This is a genomic window from Herminiimonas contaminans, from assembly GCF_015645465.1.
Taxonomy (GTDB): Bacteria; Pseudomonadota; Gammaproteobacteria; order Burkholderiales; family Burkholderiaceae_D; genus Oxalicibacterium; species Oxalicibacterium contaminans.
The window spans coordinates 101,313-119,673 of record NZ_JADOEL010000004.1 but is presented as its reverse complement, the minus strand read 5'-3'; the positions used below and the strand labels follow the sequence as shown (position 1 = coordinate 119,673).

Below are 18,361 nucleotides of genomic sequence, written 5' to 3'. Positions count from 1 at the left end.
AAGGCCCAGACCCCACCATGACGCTTACCGAACTCAAATACATAGTTGCCGTCGCCCGTGAAAAACATTTCGGCCATGCGGCAGAAGCATGCTTCGTAGCGCAACCTACCCTTTCCGTCGCCATCAAGAAGCTCGAAGATGAGCTGGGCGTTACCTTGTTCGAACGTGGTGGCAGCGAAATCTCGATGACGCCGCTGGGCGCACAAATCGTGGCGCAAGCCGAACGCGTGCTGGAACAAACCGCCGCCATCAAGGAAATCGCGAAGCAGAATAAAGATCCGCTGGTCGGTCCTTTCCGCCTCGGCATTATTTACACCATCGCACCGTACCTGTTACCACCGCTGGTAAAAACCATCATCGAGCGCGTGCCGCAAATGCCGCTGGTGCTGCAAGAAAATTTCACCGTCAAACTGCTGGAGTTGCTGCGTCAGGGCGAACTGGATGCCGCCATCGTCGCGCTGCCTTTCCCTGATCAGGGCTTGCTGGTGCAACCGGTGTATGACGAGCCGTTTGTCGTCGCCGTCCCCAAACATCACAAATGGGCGCAGCGTGACAGCGTCAGTACCGATGACCTGAAATCAGAAACCATGCTCCTGCTCGGCAATGGTCATTGCTTCCGCGATCAGGTACTGGAAGTGTGTCCGGAAATGTCGCGCTTCTCGACTTCCGGCGATGGCATCGCCCGTACCTTTGAAGGTTCATCACTGGAAACCATACGCCACATGGTGGCTTCCGGCATCGGCATCACGGTCTTGCCGCAAGCATCCATCCCCGACATGCAAGCCAAGGATGGCATGTTGCGTTACATCCCATTTAAGCAACCGGGTCCTTCGCGTCGTGTCGTCCTCGTCTGGCGCAAGAGCTTTACCCGCGGCGCTGCGATAGAAGCAGTACGACAAGCATTGCTGTCCTGCGATCTGCACGGCGTCACCATGCTGCCCGATGAACCGCTGACTGAAGCCTGATGCTGGTGCATCAGGTCGTTTTTCCTTTTGTATTAAGTTCTTACCTCTAGATGAATCGTCTTCAACTGTATTTCCGCCTGATCCGCCTTGATAAACCGATAGGCATTTTGCTGCTGCTCTGGCCTACGCTGTGGGCCTTGTGGCTGGCCTCCAACGGCAAGCCGGACTGGGCGATAGTCGCCATCTTCACACTGGGTACCATCCTGATGCGTTCTGCCGGTTGCGCCATCAACGATTACGCGGATCGTGATTTCGACAAATATGTAGAACGTACAGTGGAACGCCCTGTCACCAGCGGCAAGATCAAACCTTATGAAGCAGTGTTGGTCGCACTGGTACTGGCTCTGGTTTCATTTGCGCTGATCTGGCCGCTGAATACATTGACCAAGCAACTCTCCATCGCCGCCGTCATCATCGCCGCGACCTATCCATACTTCAAACGCTTCTTCGCGATTCCGCAGGCTTACCTCGGCATTGCGTTCGGCTTCGGCATCCCCATGAGTTTTGCTGCGATCCAGAACACGGTACCGGCTGCAGCATGGTGGCTATTGGTAGCGAATATATTCTGGGCCGTTGCCTACGATACGGAATACGCGATGGTTGATCGGGAAGACGACCTGAAGCTGGGCATGAAAACCTCGGCCATCACATTCGGCTCTTATGATGTCGCCATCATCATGCTTTGCTACGCAGTGAACCTGGGCATCATAGGCGTCATAGGCTGGCAATTCGGTTTGCGCATCTGGTTCGTCGCCGGTTTGCTGGTCGCAGTGGTTTGTGCGATTTATCACTACACCTTGATACGGGATCGCGGACGCGCCGGTTGCTTCGCTGCCTTCCGTCATAACAACTGGCTGGGTGCAGCCATCTTCGGCGGTGTCGCGCTGGATTATCTGTTGCGCTGATCAGGTAACTATCCATGTCCGCCCTCCCACCCAACGCAAATACGACAGACGCAGCCACGGTCAAACGGTATTTGCCCTGGGTGGTGGCGATTGCACTCTTCATGGAGCAACTCGACTCCACAATTATCAACACCGCCGTGCCTGCGATGGCGGCCAGCCTCAACGTCACGCCCCTCAGCCTGAAGGCAGTCGTCAGCTCCTACATTTTGGCGCTGGCAGTTTCCATACCTATCAGTGGCTGGATGGCAGATCGCTTCGGCACGCGTCGCGTCTTCAGTGTTGCGGTTGGCTTATTCACTTTTTCTTCCATCCTGTGCGGCCTGTCCGTGAACGTACCGATGCTGGTGGCGGCACGCATACTGCAAGGCTTCAGCGCGGCAATGATGATGCCGGTCGGCCGCCTGACCGTGATACGTACCTTCCCGAAATCAGAACTATTGTCGGCGATGAACTTCGTCATCATCCCAGCCCTGATCGGACCGCTGCTCGGCCCGACAGTAGGCGGACTCATCGTGCACTGGCTGCCGTGGCAAGCCATCTTCTTCGTCAATGTACCAATCGGATTGGCAGCGCAATGGATGATCCACAAGCATATGCCGGACTATCGCTCGGACTCGCCGCGACCGCTGGACGTCATCGGACTCATCCTGTTCGGTTCCGGCGTGGCACTCATGTCGTGGATACTGGAAATATTTGGTGAACATTATCTGGATGCGACCTCGACCACTATCTTGTTTGTGATCGCTATCGCATTGTTGTGTGCCTATGTCTTGCATGCACGGCGCACCCTGCATCCGCTGTTGCAACTGGCGCTGTTTAAAACCCGTACCTTCCGCGTTTCGGTGGTCGGCGGTTTTATCACACGCCTAGGCGTCGGCGGCCTGCCCTTCCTGCTACCGTTGCTGTACCAGCTCGGGCTGGGTCTGCCCGCCTGGCAATCCGGCTTGCTGATGATGCCGACTGCTGCCGCAGCGATGCTGATGAAACTGATCTCGGTACGCGTACTCGGTCACTTCGGTTATCGCAAAGTCCTGATCGTGAATACGGTGATGATAGGCATCACGATCTCGCTGTTCTCCATCATCACGCCTGGTACACCCATTGCAGTGATCCTCCTGCTCGGACTGGCGCAGGGTTTCTTTAATTCGCTGCAGTTTTCCAGCATGAATTCGATGGCTTATTCGGATATCAATCCGGAAGACTCCAGCATGGCCAGCACTATCGCCAGCTCCATGCAGCAAATGTCGATGAGCTTCGGTCTCGCGTTTGGCTCCATTATCGCAGCGTGGTATCTGGGTGACTTGCCACAATCTGATCGCGCCGCAGTCGGCAATGCCTTGCACCATGCCTTCCTTACTCTAGGCGGATTAACCATACTTTCCTCCTTGTCGTTCTGGACCTTGCGACCGAACGATGGCGAGAGCGTCAGCAAAGCTCATGCAGCAAACTAAGCAGTCTGTTCCTATCCGACAACCGAGGGAGTCGATGATGAATCGCAAACGTGTAGGCATAGTCATTTTTGATGACGTCGAAGTACTGGATTTTTGTGGTCCGTATGAAGTCTTTTCCGTCACGCGTATCAATAGCGAAAAGCGACGTGAAGAGCCGTCGCCATTCGAAGTCATACTGGTGGCTGAACAAGATCAGCCCATTGTGACTACCGGCGGCATGCGCGTCTTGCCGGACACCACTTATGCAACCTGCCCGCCGCTGGACATATTGCTGGTTCCTGGCGGCTGGGGCACACGCAAGGAAATGCACAATCCGGCCTTGCTACACTTCGTCAACGCACAGGCGGCGCAAGTGGAAACCCTGACTTCAGTTTGTACCGGCGCACTGGTGCTGGGCAATGCCGGCTTGCTGGACGGCTTGCGTGCGACTACGCACTGGCGCTCACTGGACTGGATGCAGGAGCTCTTCCCGAATGTCACGGTGGACTCGGTATCGCAGGTAGTTGAGCAAGGCTATGTGCTGACCTCTGCCGGCATATCCGCCGGTATCGATATGGCATTCATGGTGGTAAAAAAATATTGGGGTGAAGATGTCGCACGCGCTACCGCACGTCATATGGAATACCCATATCCTGAATCCACAGTCAGGCGCGTGCCGCTGGCTGCAAAGGAGTAAGCGCAGATGCACATACGCCCGGAACGCGCTGACGATACAGATGCGATAACTGCGGTAACGCGCGCCGCGTTCCAGGATCATCCGCATAGCGATCAGACCGAACACCTCATCATTGCCGCCCTGCGTGCAACAGACGCACTTGCGCTATCGCTGCTTGCCGAAGTGGACGGACAGGTAGTCGGCCATATTGCATTTTCTCCGGTTACCATCTCGGACGGTAGCACCGGATGGTATGGCCTGGGACCAATATCCGTATTGCCCGGCAAGCAGAAACTAGGGATAGGCACCCGCCTGATCGAAACCGGGCTGGACTTGCTACGCGCAGATCAGGCGCAAGGTTGCGTGGTGGCTGGCGACGCTGCCTATTACCAGCGCTTCGGCTTCCGACACAGCGATACCCTGGCTTATCCTGAGCTACCAGCCGAGTACTTCCTCGCCCTGCCTTTACAGACGAATTCTGCGCATGGAATCGTGCGTTACCACCCGGCATTTTCCGCGCCAGCATAGCAGGGTGACATGCAGAAACATTTGGTAACAGGCCTTACCAAAAAGGCATGCACACAGTAGTCCTTTTCCTGTTTAATGAAAACTCCGTATCAACATGTTTACACATGTATGCAATGCGGAGGCATTTTCGCCATGACAAGGAGCAGAGATGAAGAGCAAAATAATTATTTCGTCGATTATGACGGTAGCTCTGTTGGCCAGCAGCGCAGCATTTGCGCAAGGCTATGACCGCGGTGGTGATCGCGGCCCGCAAGGCAACCCGCACAGCAATAAGTACGGCGACAAACACGGTAACAAGCACGGTGACAAGCATGGGAACAAGCACGCCAACAAACATGATGACAGGCATGACAACCGACATGCGGGGCGTGGCGCCGGGCCTAACCATAACTTCTACAAAGGTGGTTACATCCCACGCGAATACCGTGGCCACCAATATGTTGTCAACGACTGGCGCGGACATCATTTGACGCCGCCGCCACGTGGCTATAACTGGGTGCAAACCGGAGGCGACTATGTCCTGATCGCCATTGCAACCGGTGTGATCGCACAAATCATCCTCGGCAATTAATCAAACCAGCCTGAAGGCAGCATAAAAACAAAAGGCCGGATGTCTGTTGGACATCCGGCCTTTTTAACATCTACGCAGCAATTATCAACTGCGGCTAAATCCTAGTCCTGACCGAATTCTTCGCCCAGTGCCTGACCGCGTGCGGCAGCTGCTTTCATCGCAGTGATGATGGATTGTTTGACGCCGCTGGCTTCCATGCTGGTCAATGCAGCATAGGTGGTACCACCTTTGGAAGTAACTCGTTCACGCAATACACCAACCGGATCACTGGATTGTGCTGCCAGGTGCGCCGCGCCAACAAAAGTAGAAATCGCGAGCGCGTTGCCCTGCTCTGCCGTCAATCCCATCTCCTGTGCCGCCTGTTGCATCGCTTCGATGAAGTAAAACACATAGGCTGGCCCGCTACCGGATACAGCTGTCACCGGATCGATCAGTTTTTCATCATCCAGCCATACGGTCTCACCGACTGCCCGCATGATGGCATCCGCTGCGGCGCGCTGCTCGGTGCTGACACCGTCGGTCGCCACCATGCCGGTGATGCCCTTGCCTATCAATGCCGGGGTATTCGGCATGGTACGGACGATGGCATTGTGCCCCTTCAGCCAGCGCGACAAATCTACCGCGCGTATGCCCGCTGCAATCGACAACACCAACTGCCCGTTAATGTGCGGCACCAGTTGTGCGACCACGCCCTTCATCTGCTGCGGCTTGACTGCGAGCACGATGACATCACTGCCAGCCAGCGTGGCATCGATATCGGACGAAGTGCGGACACGGAACTGCTGCTGTAATTTCGCCAGCGAATCGGCGTTGATATCAACTACGTGAATATTGGCCGCCGCAGTCAATTTGCCTGCGAGACCACCGATCAGGGCAGCAGCCATATTGCCGCCACCGATGAAACTGATTTTCAAATTATTTTGCATATTCCCTTGTACCAAAAATTGCGGAACCTATCCGCACTATAGTTGCGCCTTCGGCGATGGCTGCCGCCATGTCGCCAGACATCCCCATGGATAAAGTATCCAGTTTTAATCCCTGCTCGCGCAATTGATCAAGCAAAGCATGCATTTGCCTGAACGGTGCGCGTTGTTGTTCTGCATCACCGGTCGCCTCGGGTATCGCCATCAGGCCGCGCAGCTGCAGGCGCGGCAAAGCGGCAATCGCCTGCGCTACCGCCAGCGTTTCTTCCGGCAAAACACCGCTTTTACTGGCTTCGCCACTGATATTCACCTGCAAACAAACATTCAGCGGCGGCAGTCCGTCCGGACGTTGTTCTGACAAACGTTGCGCGATTTTCAGGCGATCTACCGAGTGTACCCAGTCGAAGTGCTCGGCGATGGGACGGGTCTTGTTGCTCTGGATGGGGCCTATGAAGTGCCATTCCAGCTGCAAATCCGGGCGTGTTGCCTTTACTTCAGCGATCTTTTCCAGCGCTTCCTGCAGGTAGTTTTCGCCAAAAGCACCCTGTCCGGCCTCGGCCGCGGCGATCACGGCATCGGCACCAAACGTCTTGGATACCGCCAGTAATTCCACGCCGTGCACATCGCGTTGCGCACTGTTCGCGGCGTCGGTGATCCGCTGACGCACAGCTTGCAAGTTTTGGCCTATTACAGACATAATCAAAGTTCTTTAAAGCATCAATAAAGCGTCACCATAACATCGGTACGCAAACAGGGCGTTACGCCTTTTTGCAGCAGGCTCAGGGATTATAAATGGACATTTCAGAACTACTCGCGTTCTCCGTCAAGAATAAAGCATCCGATCTGCATTTATCAGCCGGGCTGCCGCCGATGATCCGTGTACATGGCGATGTCCGCCGCATCAATTTGCCGCCACTGGAGCACAAGGATGTGCACGGCATGATTTATGACATCATGAATGACGGCCAGCGCAAAGTATATGAAGAACGACTGGAAATCGATTTTTCCTTCGCCATCCCCGGCCTCGCCCGCTTCCGTGTCAATGCCTTCAACCAGGACCGGGGTGCCGCCGCAGTACTGCGTACCATTCCATCGAAAATCCTCAGCCTGGAAGATTTGAATGCGCCCAAGATCTTTGCCGATCTCGCATTGAAACCACGCGGCCTGGTGCTGGTGACCGGCCCGACCGGCTCCGGCAAATCGACCACACTGGCGGCGATGGTGAATCACGTCAATGAAAACGAATACGCACACATCCTGACTATCGAAGATCCTATCGAGTTTGTACACGACTCGAAGAAGTGCCTGATCAACCAGCGCGAAGTCGGCCCACACACCCACTCCTTTGAAAACGCCTTGCGCTCGGCGCTGCGTGAAGATCCGGATGTGGTGCTGGTCGGCGAATTGCGTGACCTGGAAACCATACGCCTGGCACTGTCTGCGGCGGAAACCGGTCACCTGGTATTCGGCACCCTGCACACCTCATCCGCCGCCAAGACTATCGACCGTATCATCGACGTCTTCCCGGGCGATGAAAAGGAAATGGTGCGCGCGATGTTATCCGAATCACTACAAGCCGTGATTTCGCAAACCCTGCTCAAAACCAAGGATGGCAGTGGTCGCGTCGCTGCGCATGAAATCATGCTCGGCACTCCGGCGATTCGTAACCTGATCCGCGAAGCAAAGATCGCGCAAATGTATTCGGCGATCCAGACCGGTGCAAATGTCGGCATGCAAACGCTGGACAGCAATCTGACCGAGCTGGTAAAACGCAATGTGATTTCCAATGCTGCTGCACGTGCTGCTGCCAAGACGCCGGACAACTTCCCAGGATGAAGGCGGGCTTGCGCAAAGCATGCTTTGCGCCGCCTGAATCGGAGCAGCTTGCAAGCTGCGAGGTGGAAATGCAGTACAAGTTACGCTGGTGTAAAAAACAGACCAAGAGAGAGTCACTATGGAACGCGATCAAGCCACCAAATTCATGTACGACTTGCTGCGCCTGATGCTCAGCAAGAACGGCTCCGATCTTTTCATCACTGCCGACTTTCCACCTGCATTCAAGATCGACGGCAAGATGACACAAGTGTCCAACCAGCCGCTGACAGCTGCGCACACCATCGAACTGGCGCGCGCCATCATGAGCGACAAGCAGGCGGCGGAATTTGAAGCCAGCAAGGAATGCAATTTCGCGATCAGCCCGGGCGGCATCGGTCGCTTCCGTGTTTCTGCTTTCGTACAGCAAGGCAAGGTCGGCATGGTGGTACGTACCATCACCACCGCTATCCCACGCATGGAAGACCTGGGCGTGCCTGAGACGCTGAAAGATATCGTCATGACCAAGCGCGGCCTGGTCATCATGGTCGGCGCTACCGGCTCTGGCAAGTCGACCACGCTGGCAGCGATGATAGGTCACCGCAACGAACACAGCTACGGCCACATCATCACCATCGAAGATCCGGTCGAGTACGTCCATCCGCATAAAAACTGCGTCATCACCCAACGTGAGATCGGCGTCGATACTGAAGGCTGGGGCGTGGCACTGAAGAATACTTTGCGCCAGGCGCCGGACGTCATCTTCATCGGCGAGATACGCGACCGTGAAACCATGGACTATGCAATTGCCTTTGCCGAGACTGGTCACCTGTGCCTGGCCACCATGCACGCCAATAGCTCCAACCAGGCACTGGATCGCATCGTTAACTTCTTCCCGGAAGAACGTCGCCAGCAATTGCTGATGGATTTGTCGCTAAACCTGAAAGCGATGATTTCGCAACGCCTGATTCCTTTGAAAGAAACCAAGGGCCGTTGCGTCGCTGTCGAGATCATGCTGAACTCGCCGCTGGTGTCCGACCTGATCTTCAAAGGCGATGTGCATGAAATCAAAGAGATCATGAAGAAGTCGCGCGAGCTCGGTATGCAAACCTTCGACCAGGCTTTGTTCGATTTGTATGAAGGCGGCAAGATTTCTTACGAAGACGCATTGCGCAATGCTGATTCGGTCAATGATTTGCGCCTGTCGATCAAGCTCAATGGCAAGGAAGCCAAACACCGCGATTTGAGCAAAGGCACTGAACACCTGGGGATAGTATGAGCACCGTTTATGATTTTACGCCGAATAGCCTGGGCGGTTCGCCGGTCGATCTCGCACAGTATCGCGGCAAAGTACTGCTGATTGTGAATACCGCCAGCAAATGCGGCTTCACGCCGCAATACCAGGGACTGGAAGCGGTGTACCAGCAGTTCCGCGATCAGGGCGTAGAAGTACTCGGATTCCCGTGCAATCAGTTCGGCAGCCAGGAACCTGGCGATGCAGCCGAGATAGGCGCATTCTGTGAAAAGAATTATGGCGTCAGCTTCTCGCTGTTTGCCAAGATAGACGTGAATGGCGACAACGCCGATCCTTTGTACAAATACCTGAAGCACGCAGCGCCCGGCCTGCTCGGCAGCGAAGGCATCAAATGGAATTTCACCAAATTCCTGATCCGCAAGGATGGCACTGTCTTCAAGCGCTATGCACCGCAAACCAAGCCGGAAGAGTTAACAGACGACATCAAGAAGCTGCTCGCCGAATAAACACACCGCACAAATAAAAACGCTGGCGATACCCTCAGGTAAGCCAGCGTTTTTTATTGCAGGCAGTTTGCTTAGTGCGCTGCGCTCAATGCGCTGTCTATCAATTCTATCCAGTGCTTGACCGGAGTATCAGTACCCGATTGCAGATGGGTCAGGCAGCCGATATTGGCCGATACGATCATCTCTGCCTTGGTCTCAGCCAGCTTGGCCAGTTTGTTATCGCGCAGCTGATAGGACAACTCAGGCTGCATCACCGAATAAGTACCAGCCGAACCACAGCACAGATGGCTGTCACCGCACAATTGCACATCGACGCCCACCGCACGCAACACACCTTCAACCTTGCCGCGTATCTGCTGACCGTGCTGCAGCGTGCAAGGCGGATGATAGGCCACGCGTTTGGAAATCTTGCCGTTCAGCTTGCTTTCCAGCTCAGCTTCAAACGCAGGCATGATTTCACTCAAGTCTTTGGTCATGTTGGAAATCACTGTCGCTTTCTCTGCGTAAGCAGGATCTGCCGCCAGCAAATGTCCGTAATCCTTGACCGTCGCGCCACAACCGGAAGCGGTCATGACGATCGCTTCAGCACCAGCCAATACCAGCGGCCACCATGCGTCGATATTGCGACGCATATCATCCAGCGCACCGTCATGGTCATTCAGGTGATGCCGGATAGCGCCGCAGCAACCGGCTTTCGGTGCCACGACCAATTGCACACCGAGTGCATCCAGCACACGTGCCGTCGCGGCATTAATATTGGGCGACATCGCGGGCTGCACACAACCATCAAGCAGCAGCATCTTGCGCTCATGTGCACGTGCTGGCCAGGTCCCTGCATTTTCTGCGCGTGGTACTTTGTTCTTGATCGCCTGCGGCAGCAATGGGCGGAACAGCTGACCGGTTTTCATGGCAGGTGTAAACAACCATTTGCGCGGCAGTATTTCTTTCAGCGCGGTACGTTTCAGTTTTTGCGAGAACGAATACGGTACGCGATCCTCGACCACCTTGCGGCCGATATCAACCAGCCGACCATACTTCACGCCGGACGGGCAAGTCGTTTCGCAATTGCGGCAAGTCAGGCAGCGATCCAGATGCAACTGGGTTTTCGCGGTAGGTGTCTTGCCTTCCAATACTTGCTTGATCAGATAGATACGACCACGCGGGCCGTCCAGCTCATCGCCCAGCAACTGATAGGTCGGGCATGTGGCGGTACAAAAGCCACAATGCACGCAGCTGCGCAGAATCGCGTCAGCCTCGTGGCCTTCGCGGGTATCTTTGATGAAATCGGCTAAGTTGGTTTGCATTGATTCCTACACTCTTCTGAAAGTAGCACCGCGCTTGCGGCAGCTTAGTACTGCGCGTACATACGACCCGGATTGAAAATACCGTCAGGGTCAAAATTGTTTTTCATGTTTTGATGAATGCGACCCAGCGCTGGTGCCAGCGGATGGAACACACCGACTTCCTTGTCACCGCCACGGAATAAGGTCGCGTGGCCACCAGCCGCCGCAGCAGCTGTGCGTATGGTGTCTGCGCTTTCGTTGGTACGCAGCCAGCGCTGTGCGCCGCCCCACTCGATCAGTTGCTGGCCTTGCAGCGCGATAGGTGCAGTGGTGGAAGGCACTGACAAACGCCACAACACATCGGATTGCGTGAAGAATTCATTGCTTTGCTCACGCATCGCAATCCAGAAATCATCAGCATTTATTTCTTCGCCACCTATGGTTTGCTGAGCTGCCGCCAGCGCTGCTTTGGCACCGGACAAGCGCAACATCAGCGCACCGTCACACCATGCACTGGCGGAGATAGGCAGAGGCTGACCGCCCCATTCATTCAGACGGCGTATCGCATCCTTCTCATCCATCTCGAGACGCAAACTGGTTTGTGCGTACGGCTTGGGCAATACCTTGAGCGAGACTTCCAGCAACAAACCCAGCGTGCCCAGCGAACCTGCCAGCATGCGCGAGACATCGTAGCCCGCCACGTTCTTCATGACCTGGCCGCCGAAGTGCAGGGACTCGCCCTTGCCATCCATCAGCACCACGCCGAGTACGAAGTCGCGGGTCGCACCGACTGCGGCACGACCAGGACCGGACAAGCCGCTGGCGACCATACCGCCGACAGTTGCACCCGGACCGAAATGCGGCGGCTCGAAAGCCAGCATCTGGTTTTGTTCTGCCAGGATGGCTTCCACTTCCGCCAATGGCGTCCCGGCCCGTACCGTGATCACCAGCTCGGTCGGGTCGTAGGCAACTACACCGCTGTATGCGCGTGTATCCAGCAACTCACCGACCGGAGTCTGGCCGTACCAATCCTTGGTACCGCCGCCGCGTATGCGCAAAGGCTGCTTGTTGGCAGCAGCCGCAAGGATGCGCTCTTTAAATTGTTCGATTACCTGTTCCATACTGGCCTTGAGAAAATTAGAAGCGCGGCAAATCAGGAAACTTCAGCATGCCACGTTTGACGTGCATCTTGCCGTACTCGGCACAGCGCTGGAGCGTCGGGATAGCCTTGGTCGGATTCAGCAACGAGACCGGGTCGAAAGCGCGTTTGACTGCGAGGAAAGCATCGATCTCGGCACGTGAAAACTGCACGCACATCTGGTTGATTTTTTCCAGGCCGACACCGTGTTCACCGGTGATCGTCCCGCCAACTGCGACGCACATCTCGAGGATTTCTGCGCCGAACAATTCGGCACGGTGGAATTCACCTTCCTGGTTGGCATCGAACAAAATCAACGGGTGCAAATTACCGTCACCGGCGTGGAATACGTTGGCGCAACGCAAGCCGTATTTGACTTCCATCTCGGCGATGCCGAGCAACACATCCGCCAGGCTACGACGCGGAATCGTGCCGTCAATACAGTAGTAATCAGGGGAGATACGGCCTGCGGCCGGGAATGCATTCTTGCGACCAGACCAGAAGCGCAGGCGCTCTGCTTCGTTTTGCGAAACGGCAATCGCAGTTGCGCCTGAGTGCTTGAGCACTTCGGTCATGCGCGCGATTTCTTCGTCGACTTCTTCCGGTATGCCATCCGATTCACACAACAGCAATGCTTCCGCATCAATGTCGTAACCTGCTTTAACAAACGGCTCGACCATGCGCGACGAAGTCTTGTCCATCATCTCCAGACCGGCCGGGATAATGCCTGCGGCGATCACGCTGGCGACGGCGTTACCGCCCTTCACTACGTCATCGAAGGAAGCCAGGATCACGCGTGCGAGTTTAGGTTTAGGAATCAGTTTGACGGTGACTTCCGTCACCATGCCGAGCATGCCTTCGGAACCGACGAACACCGACAACAAATCGAGTCCAGGTGCATCAAGTGCGGCATTACCGAGTTCGACCACGTCGCCTTCTATCGTGACGACGCGCACGCGCATCACGTTGTGTACGGTCAGGCCGTATTTGAGGCAATGCACGCCGCCGGAGTTTTCCGCGACGTTGCCGCCTATGGTGCAGGCGATCTGTGAAGAAGGATCTGGTGCGTAGTACAGGCCCAGCGGTGCAACCGCTTCCGAGATAGCCAGATTGCGTACGCCAGGCTGTACCACTGCGGTACGCGCATATGCATCGACTTTCACGATTTTGTTGAGACGTGCGGTGGAGAGGACGATGCCATCGGCGATCGGCAATGCGCCGCCGGACAAACCGGTACCGGCACCGCGCGGCACGATAGGCACCTTCAATGCATGGCATACCTTGATGGCAGCGATGACTTGCGCCTCGGTGTCAGGCAGGACCACCACCATGGGCAACTGGGCATAAGCAGCCAGACCATCGCACTCGTAAGGCCGCGTATCTTCTTCATTGAAGAGCACGCAACGTTCAGGGAGTACGGCACGCAATGCGTCCACTACCGTGCGCTGATACGCCGCTGTAAATGGAGGTGCCGAAGTTGTATTCATCATCAATCCTGATTGCAATTTTCGCGTCGGTTAACAAATTGAGAGACGCACAAGGTCTGATCAGAGTGTAACTAAACCACGCCCCGGCTGGACTGAAAGCTTTAGCCGCCGGGGTGAAAATTATTCAAGTGATGAGAAAAATGCAGTAATTCACACAATACTGCAGCAAACTGCTGCGCACCATACTGCGATGCAGCATTGCGTGCGCGAGAACGGCTAGGCCATCCTTTGCATATTGAAACGCTCCATCATCCAGTTCATGAACAATACGACTTCCGGGCGCTCGCGCACACTTTGTTCATAGACCATGTAGTAAGCATGTTGTGGTGTCGTTAATTGGATATCGAACAAGGGAACGACTTCGCCTTTATCGATCATTTCTTCGGCAAAATGCTTGCGCGTCAGGGCCACGCCATAGCCGTGGCGCACCGCTTCCAGCAGCAAGCCGAGGTCATCGATGCGCAAGCCGGTCGCAGGTTCCGGCCAGTCCAGCCCAGCCACTTCAAACCATGCCTGCCAGGGTTCGAGCGCAGAACGCAGCAGTTGCGCTTTTTGCAGGTCGGCCGGGGTTTTCAGGCCACCGATTTTTTCCAGGTAAGCCGGGCTGACGACCGGAAATACCGGTTCTTCAAACAGCTTCTCGGTGGTAGTGTCCGGATATTTGCCAGCCCCAAAACGTATCTCCAGATCGGTCTCCGACAGCGCCATGTCGTACAGCGGGACCGAAAGGAAAACCTCTATCGTGATATCCGGATACAAGGCTGTGAAATCGGCCAGGTGCGGCAGGAAAAGATAACGCGCAAAAGTTGGTGGCACCGTGATCTTGACGCGTGGCTGCGCCAGCGGATGCCGATGCGGCAAAGGAAAGTCTGCCAGTGAACGCAAGGCATCACGCACCACATCCAGATAACGACGGCCAAATTCGGTCAGGCTGACGCTGCGCCCGTCACGCAGGAACAGGCGTTCGCCGACGAACTCTTCCAGCAGGCGGATACGATGGGAAAACGCCGATGGCGTGATACACAGCTCTTCTGCTGCAATCGCAAATGAACCGTGGCGTGCAGCGGCTTCAAAAGCGGACAGTGCGTGCACAGGAGGAAGTCTTATTGCCATTGCGTCAATCAATCTTCGGTTATCAAGGCATGATTTTACCGTTTTCACCGCTTTCTTATCGAACTAGTGCTTGTTTTAAAGCATGCCGAGCTCATTAAAAGTATTATTTTGATAATATTTAAACTCTTTTGCACTGCAAAATAAACAAATCAGCGCCGCCGGGCCGGATTCCGCCTGCCGGTTTTACCGTATCCTCACAACTCTCCTCTACTCACTACTGATCTCATGGGCAACCGACTTTCAAAAATCGCAACACGCACCGGCGACAAAGGCACCACCGGCCTCGGCGATGGCAGCCGTGTCGACAAGGATGCGCTACGCGTACATGCGATGGGCGACGTCGATGAATTGAATTCACACATAGGCTTGTTGCTGTGCGAAGACCTGCCTGCTGCCTTGCGTGAAGAATTGATCTCGATCCAGCACGACTTGTTCGACCTCGGTGGCGAGCTGTGCATACCCGACTACACGCTGATCCATGATGAACAAGTCGCGCGCCTGGACGGCTTGCTGGAGAAGTACAACAGCACCCTGCCTGCGCTGAAGGAATTCATCCTGCCTGCAGGTTCACGTGCAGCAGCGCAAGCGCATATTTGCCGTACAGTCTGCCGCCGCGCGGAACGTACTATCGTCAGCCTCGGCAAAGCGGAAAAACTTAATGACAATCCGCGCCAGTATATGAATCGCTTGTCGGATTTGATGTTTGTCCTGTCCCGCATATTGAATCGCTATGCGGGTGGCACGGACGTGTGGTGGGAAAAAGATAGGGTGCGGGATATCGCATCCTGATTTCACCAGCGCAGAAATGATAGAAAAATGACTGCACATACATCAGGCGACGAACACGCACATGGCGATGATCACGATCATGAACACACGCCTACCGTAACCAGCGATAACGAACGCAAGGTACTCCTCTCCTTCGTCCTGACCTTTAGCTTCATGCTAGTGGAAGCGGTAGGTGGCGTGCTGTCCGGCTCGCTGGCATTGCTGGCTGATGCCGGTCACATGCTGACCGATGCCGTAGCGCTCGCACTGGCCTATGCCGCATTCCGTTTCGGCCGTCGTGCCGCCGACAGCAAGCGTACCTTTGGTTATCTGCGCTTCGAAGTCATCGCCGGCTTCGTCAATGCACTGACCTTGTTGGGCATCGTGGTGTGGATCGCTTACGAAGCATGGGTACGCTTATCTTCCCCACCCACCATCCTGGCTGGCCCCATGTTCATCGTCGCCGTGCTCGGCCTGCTGGTCAACATGCTGGTGCTGTGGATCATGACGCGCGGCGAGACTGAACATGTCAATGTGAAAGGCGCGATCCTGCACGTGATGGGTGACTTGCTGGGCTCGGTCGGCGCCATCGTCGCAGCCATCGTCATCTACTACACCGGCTGGACGCCTATCGATCCGATACTCTCGGTCTTTGTCGCTGCATTGATCTTGCGCAGCGCATTGAAGTTGCTGCTTAAGTCCATTCACATCTTGCTGGAAGGTGCGCCCGATCATGCAACGCCAGAGAAAGTCGAACAAGGTTTGATGCAGGCCGTTCGCGGCCTCGCAGCAGTCAGCCATGTACACGTGTGGCAACTGACTTCCGGTCGCACCATGGCGACGCTGCATATACGCCCGGACACGGATGATGCAGCACGCGCTGTCGTCAAACGCGTCGAGCAGGCACTACGTGACCAGTTCAGCATAGAACACGCAACGATAGGGATAGACTGGAATTCGGATGTTGATGAGAATGCGTGCAGCCTGCAAACGACTGCGCCACACACTGATGAGCATGATCACGCAGCGCCAGGCCATCAACATTGAGTCGCGTTCGACACCTGCCAGGCGCGCAATAAAAAATGCCTTTCAGTCTTACAACTGAAAGGCATTTTTACATACGAAATCTGCTGCTTACTGATTCACGACCAGACGTGGCTGATCCTTGCCAAAGCGTTTGCGGATAGATGCAGCGATGCCCTTGGCATCCAGGCCGCACGATGCGAGCAAGGTAGGTGCATCACCGTGGTCTATGAATTCATCCGGCAAGCCGAGATTCAATAATGGTTTGACGATGCCTGCTGCTGCCATCGCTTCCGCGACTGCTGCACCGGCACCACCCATGATGGAACCTTCTTCTACCGTGACGATGGCGTCATGCGTTGTTGCCAGGCGTTTCAGCAATTCCACATCCAGCGGTTTGACGAAACGCATGTTTGCAACCGTTGCATCCAGCTCATTCCCTGCCTGCACACTAGGCGCAACCATGGTGCCGAACGCGAGGATGGCGATGCCCTTGCCTTCACGTTTGATTTCACCGGTACCCAGCGGTATCGTCGCCAGATCGGTGCCGACTGTCGCACCTATACCGCCGCCGCGTGGATAGCGTATGGCAGCTGGGCCCTGATACTGGAAGCCGGTCGAGAGCATTTGACGGCATTCGTTTTCATCGGATGCGGCCATGATGACCATATTCGGGATGCAGCGCAAAAAGGCGATGTCGTAGTTACCGGCATGGGTTGCACCATCGGCACCGACCAGGCCGGAGCGATCCAGCGCGAAAGTCACATCCAGGTTTTGCAAAGCGACATCATGTATCAGTTGATCGTAACCGCGTTGCAGGAAAGTCGAATAGATGGCGACGACTGGTTTCAAACCTTCGCACGCCATACCAGCAGCGAAAGTCACTGCATGTTGTTCAGCGATGCCGACATCGTAGTAGCGATCCGGGAAGCGACGCTCAAACTCCACCATGCCGGAACCTTCGCGCATCGCCGGTGTAATGCCGACCAGACGCTTGTCTGCAGCGGCCATATCGCACAGCCAGTCGCCGAATACACTGGTGTAGGTCACTTTCTTGGCGGTGCTAGGCTTGATGCCTTCAGCCGGATCGAATTTACCCGGGCCGTGATACAGCACCGGATCGGCTTCCGCCAGTTTGTAGCCCTGGCCTTTACGTGTGACCACGTGCAGGAATTGCGGGCCTTTCAAATGCTTGAGGTTTTGCAGCGTCGGAATCAGCGAGTCGAGGTCATGACCATCGATAGGGCCGATGTAGTTAAAACCGAATTCTTCAAACATGGTCGCCGGAACGATCATGCCCTTCGCGTGTTCTTCTATGCGCTTGGCAAGTTCGCGCATAGGCGCCGGCAATACTGTTTTGCCGACGTTCTTCGCTGCTGCATAAAACTGTCCGGACATCAGGCGCGCCAGATAGCGATTCAACGCACCCACCGGCGGCGAGATCGACATATCGTTATCGTTCAGCACGACCAGCAAGTTGATGTCGTCATGGATACCGGCATTGTTCATCGCTTCAAACGCCATGCCTGCGGTCATTGCACCGTCGCCGATCACAGCGATCGCATGACGATCCTCGCCTTTGGTCTTGGCAGCGAGTGCCATACCCAGTGCAGCAGAGATGGAGGTCGATGAGTGTGCGGTACCGAAAGTATCGTAAGGGCTTTCAGCGCGTTGCGGAAAACCGGAGATGCCATCGATCTGACGCAAGGTGTGCATCTGGTCACGACGACCAGTCAGTATCTTGTGCGGATAGGTCTGGTGACCGACGTCCCAGACGATGCGATCTTCCGGCGTATTAAAAACGTTATGCAAGGCGATCGTCAGTTCTACCGTACCGAGATTCGACGACAAATGGCCGCCGGTAGCCGACACGGATTCCAGCACGAACGCGCGCAACTCGTCGGCCAGCTGCTTCAGCTGCGGACGTGTCAGGTGCCGTATTTCGGCCGGGTCATTAATGGTATTCAGCAAATTCATA

At 55.4% G+C, this 18,361-nt stretch carries 18 protein-coding genes; 11 read left to right on the top strand and 7 right to left on the bottom strand.

Annotated features, from left to right (window positions below):
- Window positions 1-17 precede the first annotated feature (17 nt).
- The 6 genes from IXC47_RS07235 to IXC47_RS07210 all read left to right on the top strand — a co-directional run bounded on the left by IXC47_RS07235 (window position 18) and on the right by IXC47_RS07210 (window position 5,075).
- Complete coding sequence (locus IXC47_RS07235; protein WP_195875150.1) at window positions 18-965, top strand: LysR substrate-binding domain-containing protein; 948 nt, start codon at window positions 18-20, stop codon at window positions 963-965.
- A gap of 50 nt (window positions 966-1,015) precedes the next feature.
- The gene (gene ubiA / locus IXC47_RS07230; protein ID WP_195875149.1) at window positions 1,016-1,870 is read left to right on the top strand and encodes a 4-hydroxybenzoate octaprenyltransferase; all 855 of its coding nucleotides are present in this window, start codon (window positions 1,016-1,018) and stop codon (window positions 1,868-1,870) included.
- Window positions 1,871-1,884: 14 nt separating this feature from the next.
- A complete protein-coding gene (locus IXC47_RS07225; RefSeq protein ID WP_195875148.1) occupies window positions 1,885-3,321 on the top strand; it encodes a DHA2 family efflux MFS transporter permease subunit in 1,437 nt (478 codons plus the stop codon).
- 37 nt (window positions 3,322-3,358) lie between these two features.
- Complete coding sequence (locus IXC47_RS07220; RefSeq protein ID WP_175626958.1) at window positions 3,359-3,997, top strand: DJ-1/PfpI family protein; 639 nt, start codon at window positions 3,359-3,361, stop codon at window positions 3,995-3,997.
- A 6-nt stretch (window positions 3,998-4,003) separates the two neighbouring features.
- Window positions 4,004-4,504: a GNAT family N-acetyltransferase gene (locus tag IXC47_RS07215; RefSeq protein ID WP_175626957.1), complete on the top strand. Its 501-nt coding sequence runs from the start codon at window positions 4,004-4,006 to the stop codon at window positions 4,502-4,504.
- A gap of 148 nt (window positions 4,505-4,652) precedes the next feature.
- Window positions 4,653-5,075, top strand: a complete 423-nt coding sequence (locus IXC47_RS07210; RefSeq protein ID WP_175626956.1) for an RcnB family protein — start codon at window positions 4,653-4,655, stop codon at window positions 5,073-5,075.
- Window positions 5,076-5,176: 101 nt separating this feature from the next.
- On the opposite strand, the gene proC is transcribed toward IXC47_RS07210, so the two are convergent.
- Window positions 5,177-6,001, bottom strand: a complete 825-nt coding sequence (proC, locus tag IXC47_RS07205; protein WP_195875147.1) for a pyrroline-5-carboxylate reductase — start codon at window positions 5,999-6,001, stop codon at window positions 5,177-5,179.
- Window positions 5,991-6,695, bottom strand: a complete 705-nt coding sequence (locus IXC47_RS07200; RefSeq protein WP_175626954.1) for a YggS family pyridoxal phosphate-dependent enzyme — start codon at window positions 6,693-6,695, stop codon at window positions 5,991-5,993. The genes proC and IXC47_RS07200 overlap by 11 nt, the downstream gene beginning before the upstream one ends.
- A gap of 95 nt (window positions 6,696-6,790) precedes the next feature.
- Between IXC47_RS07200 and IXC47_RS07195 the strand changes: the two genes are divergently transcribed.
- The 3 genes from IXC47_RS07195 to IXC47_RS07185 all read left to right on the top strand — a co-directional run bounded on the left by IXC47_RS07195 (window position 6,791) and on the right by IXC47_RS07185 (window position 9,571).
- Window positions 6,791-7,834 carry a type IV pilus twitching motility protein PilT gene (locus IXC47_RS07195; RefSeq protein WP_124575635.1) on the top strand — a complete coding sequence of 348 codons (1,044 nt, stop codon included), beginning with the start codon at window positions 6,791-6,793 and terminating at the stop codon, window positions 7,832-7,834.
- Window positions 7,835-7,952: 118 nt separating this feature from the next.
- Window positions 7,953-9,089: a PilT/PilU family type 4a pilus ATPase gene (locus tag IXC47_RS07190; RefSeq protein WP_124575636.1), complete on the top strand. Its 1,137-nt coding sequence runs from the start codon at window positions 7,953-7,955 to the stop codon at window positions 9,087-9,089.
- Complete coding sequence (locus IXC47_RS07185; RefSeq protein ID WP_195875146.1) at window positions 9,086-9,571, top strand: glutathione peroxidase; 486 nt, start codon at window positions 9,086-9,088, stop codon at window positions 9,569-9,571. Before IXC47_RS07190 ends, IXC47_RS07185 begins: the two co-directional genes overlap by 4 nt.
- A gap of 71 nt (window positions 9,572-9,642) precedes the next feature.
- Here IXC47_RS07185 and glcF read toward each other — a convergent pair whose 3' ends face one another.
- The 4 genes from glcF to IXC47_RS07165 form a co-directional block, all read right to left on the bottom strand.
- Window positions 9,643-10,875: a glycolate oxidase subunit GlcF gene (glcF, locus tag IXC47_RS07180; protein WP_195875145.1), complete on the bottom strand. Its 1,233-nt coding sequence runs from the start codon at window positions 10,873-10,875 to the stop codon at window positions 9,643-9,645.
- Between the two features lie 44 nt (window positions 10,876-10,919).
- Window positions 10,920-11,975 (bottom strand): glycolate oxidase subunit GlcE, encoded by a 1,056-nt coding sequence (gene glcE / locus IXC47_RS07175; protein ID WP_195875144.1) that lies wholly within the window; start codon window positions 11,973-11,975, stop codon window positions 10,920-10,922.
- Between the two features lie 16 nt (window positions 11,976-11,991).
- Window positions 11,992-13,479 carry an FAD-linked oxidase C-terminal domain-containing protein gene (locus tag IXC47_RS07170; RefSeq protein ID WP_175627112.1) on the bottom strand — a complete coding sequence of 496 codons (1,488 nt, stop codon included), beginning with the start codon at window positions 13,477-13,479 and terminating at the stop codon, window positions 11,992-11,994.
- 216 nt (window positions 13,480-13,695) lie between these two features.
- The gene (locus tag IXC47_RS07165; RefSeq protein ID WP_175626950.1) at window positions 13,696-14,592 is read right to left on the bottom strand and encodes a LysR substrate-binding domain-containing protein; all 897 of its coding nucleotides are present in this window, start codon (window positions 14,590-14,592) and stop codon (window positions 13,696-13,698) included.
- Between the two features lie 225 nt (window positions 14,593-14,817).
- Between IXC47_RS07165 and IXC47_RS07160 the strand changes: the two genes are divergently transcribed.
- Entirely contained in the window at window positions 14,818-15,381 is a 564-nt protein-coding gene (locus IXC47_RS07160; protein WP_195875143.1) for a cob(I)yrinic acid a,c-diamide adenosyltransferase, read from the top strand.
- A 27-nt stretch (window positions 15,382-15,408) separates the two neighbouring features.
- The gene (locus tag IXC47_RS07155; RefSeq protein ID WP_195875142.1) at window positions 15,409-16,407 is read left to right on the top strand and encodes a cation diffusion facilitator family transporter; all 999 of its coding nucleotides are present in this window, start codon (window positions 15,409-15,411) and stop codon (window positions 16,405-16,407) included.
- 87 nt (window positions 16,408-16,494) lie between these two features.
- On the opposite strand, the gene dxs is transcribed toward IXC47_RS07155, so the two are convergent.
- The gene (gene dxs / locus IXC47_RS07150; protein ID WP_195875141.1) at window positions 16,495-18,360 is read right to left on the bottom strand and encodes a 1-deoxy-D-xylulose-5-phosphate synthase; all 1,866 of its coding nucleotides are present in this window, start codon (window positions 18,358-18,360) and stop codon (window positions 16,495-16,497) included.
- Window position 18,361 lies beyond the last annotated feature (1 nt).

Bases quoted from the DNA above. Each gene is read 5' to 3' on its own strand.
- IXC47_RS07235 (WP_195875150.1), top strand. From the start codon at position 18: ATGACGCTTACCGAACTCAAATACATAGTTGCCGTCGCCCGTGAAAAA.
- ubiA (WP_195875149.1), top strand. From the start codon at position 1,016: ATGAATCGTCTTCAACTGTATTTCCGCCTGATCCGCCTTGATAAACCG.
- IXC47_RS07225 (WP_195875148.1), top strand. From the start codon at position 1,885: ATGTCCGCCCTCCCACCCAACGCAAATACGACAGACGCAGCCACGGTC.
- IXC47_RS07220 (WP_175626958.1), top strand. From the start codon at position 3,359: ATGAATCGCAAACGTGTAGGCATAGTCATTTTTGATGACGTCGAAGTA.
- IXC47_RS07215 (WP_175626957.1), top strand. From the start codon at position 4,004: ATGCACATACGCCCGGAACGCGCTGACGATACAGATGCGATAACTGCG.
- IXC47_RS07210 (WP_175626956.1), top strand. From the start codon at position 4,653: ATGAAGAGCAAAATAATTATTTCGTCGATTATGACGGTAGCTCTGTTG.
- proC (WP_195875147.1), bottom strand. From the start codon at position 6,001: ATGCAAAATAATTTGAAAATCAGTTTCATCGGTGGCGGCAATATGGCT.
- IXC47_RS07200 (WP_175626954.1), bottom strand. From the start codon at position 6,695: ATGTCTGTAATAGGCCAAAACTTGCAAGCTGTGCGTCAGCGGATCACC.
- IXC47_RS07195 (WP_124575635.1), top strand. From the start codon at position 6,791: ATGGACATTTCAGAACTACTCGCGTTCTCCGTCAAGAATAAAGCATCC.
- IXC47_RS07190 (WP_124575636.1), top strand. From the start codon at position 7,953: ATGGAACGCGATCAAGCCACCAAATTCATGTACGACTTGCTGCGCCTG.
- IXC47_RS07185 (WP_195875146.1), top strand. From the start codon at position 9,086: ATGAGCACCGTTTATGATTTTACGCCGAATAGCCTGGGCGGTTCGCCG.
- glcF (WP_195875145.1), bottom strand. From the start codon at position 10,875: ATGCAAACCAACTTAGCCGATTTCATCAAAGATACCCGCGAAGGCCAC.
- glcE (WP_195875144.1), bottom strand. From the start codon at position 11,975: ATGGAACAGGTAATCGAACAATTTAAAGAGCGCATCCTTGCGGCTGCT.
- IXC47_RS07170 (WP_175627112.1), bottom strand. From the start codon at position 13,479: ATGAATACAACTTCGGCACCTCCATTTACAGCGGCGTATCAGCGCACG.
- IXC47_RS07165 (WP_175626950.1), bottom strand. From the start codon at position 14,592: ATGGCAATAAGACTTCCTCCTGTGCACGCACTGTCCGCTTTTGAAGCC.
- IXC47_RS07160 (WP_195875143.1), top strand. From the start codon at position 14,818: ATGGGCAACCGACTTTCAAAAATCGCAACACGCACCGGCGACAAAGGC.
- IXC47_RS07155 (WP_195875142.1), top strand. From the start codon at position 15,409: ATGACTGCACATACATCAGGCGACGAACACGCACATGGCGATGATCAC.
- dxs (WP_195875141.1), bottom strand. From the start codon at position 18,360: ATGAATTTGCTGAATACCATTAATGACCCGGCCGAAATACGGCACCTG.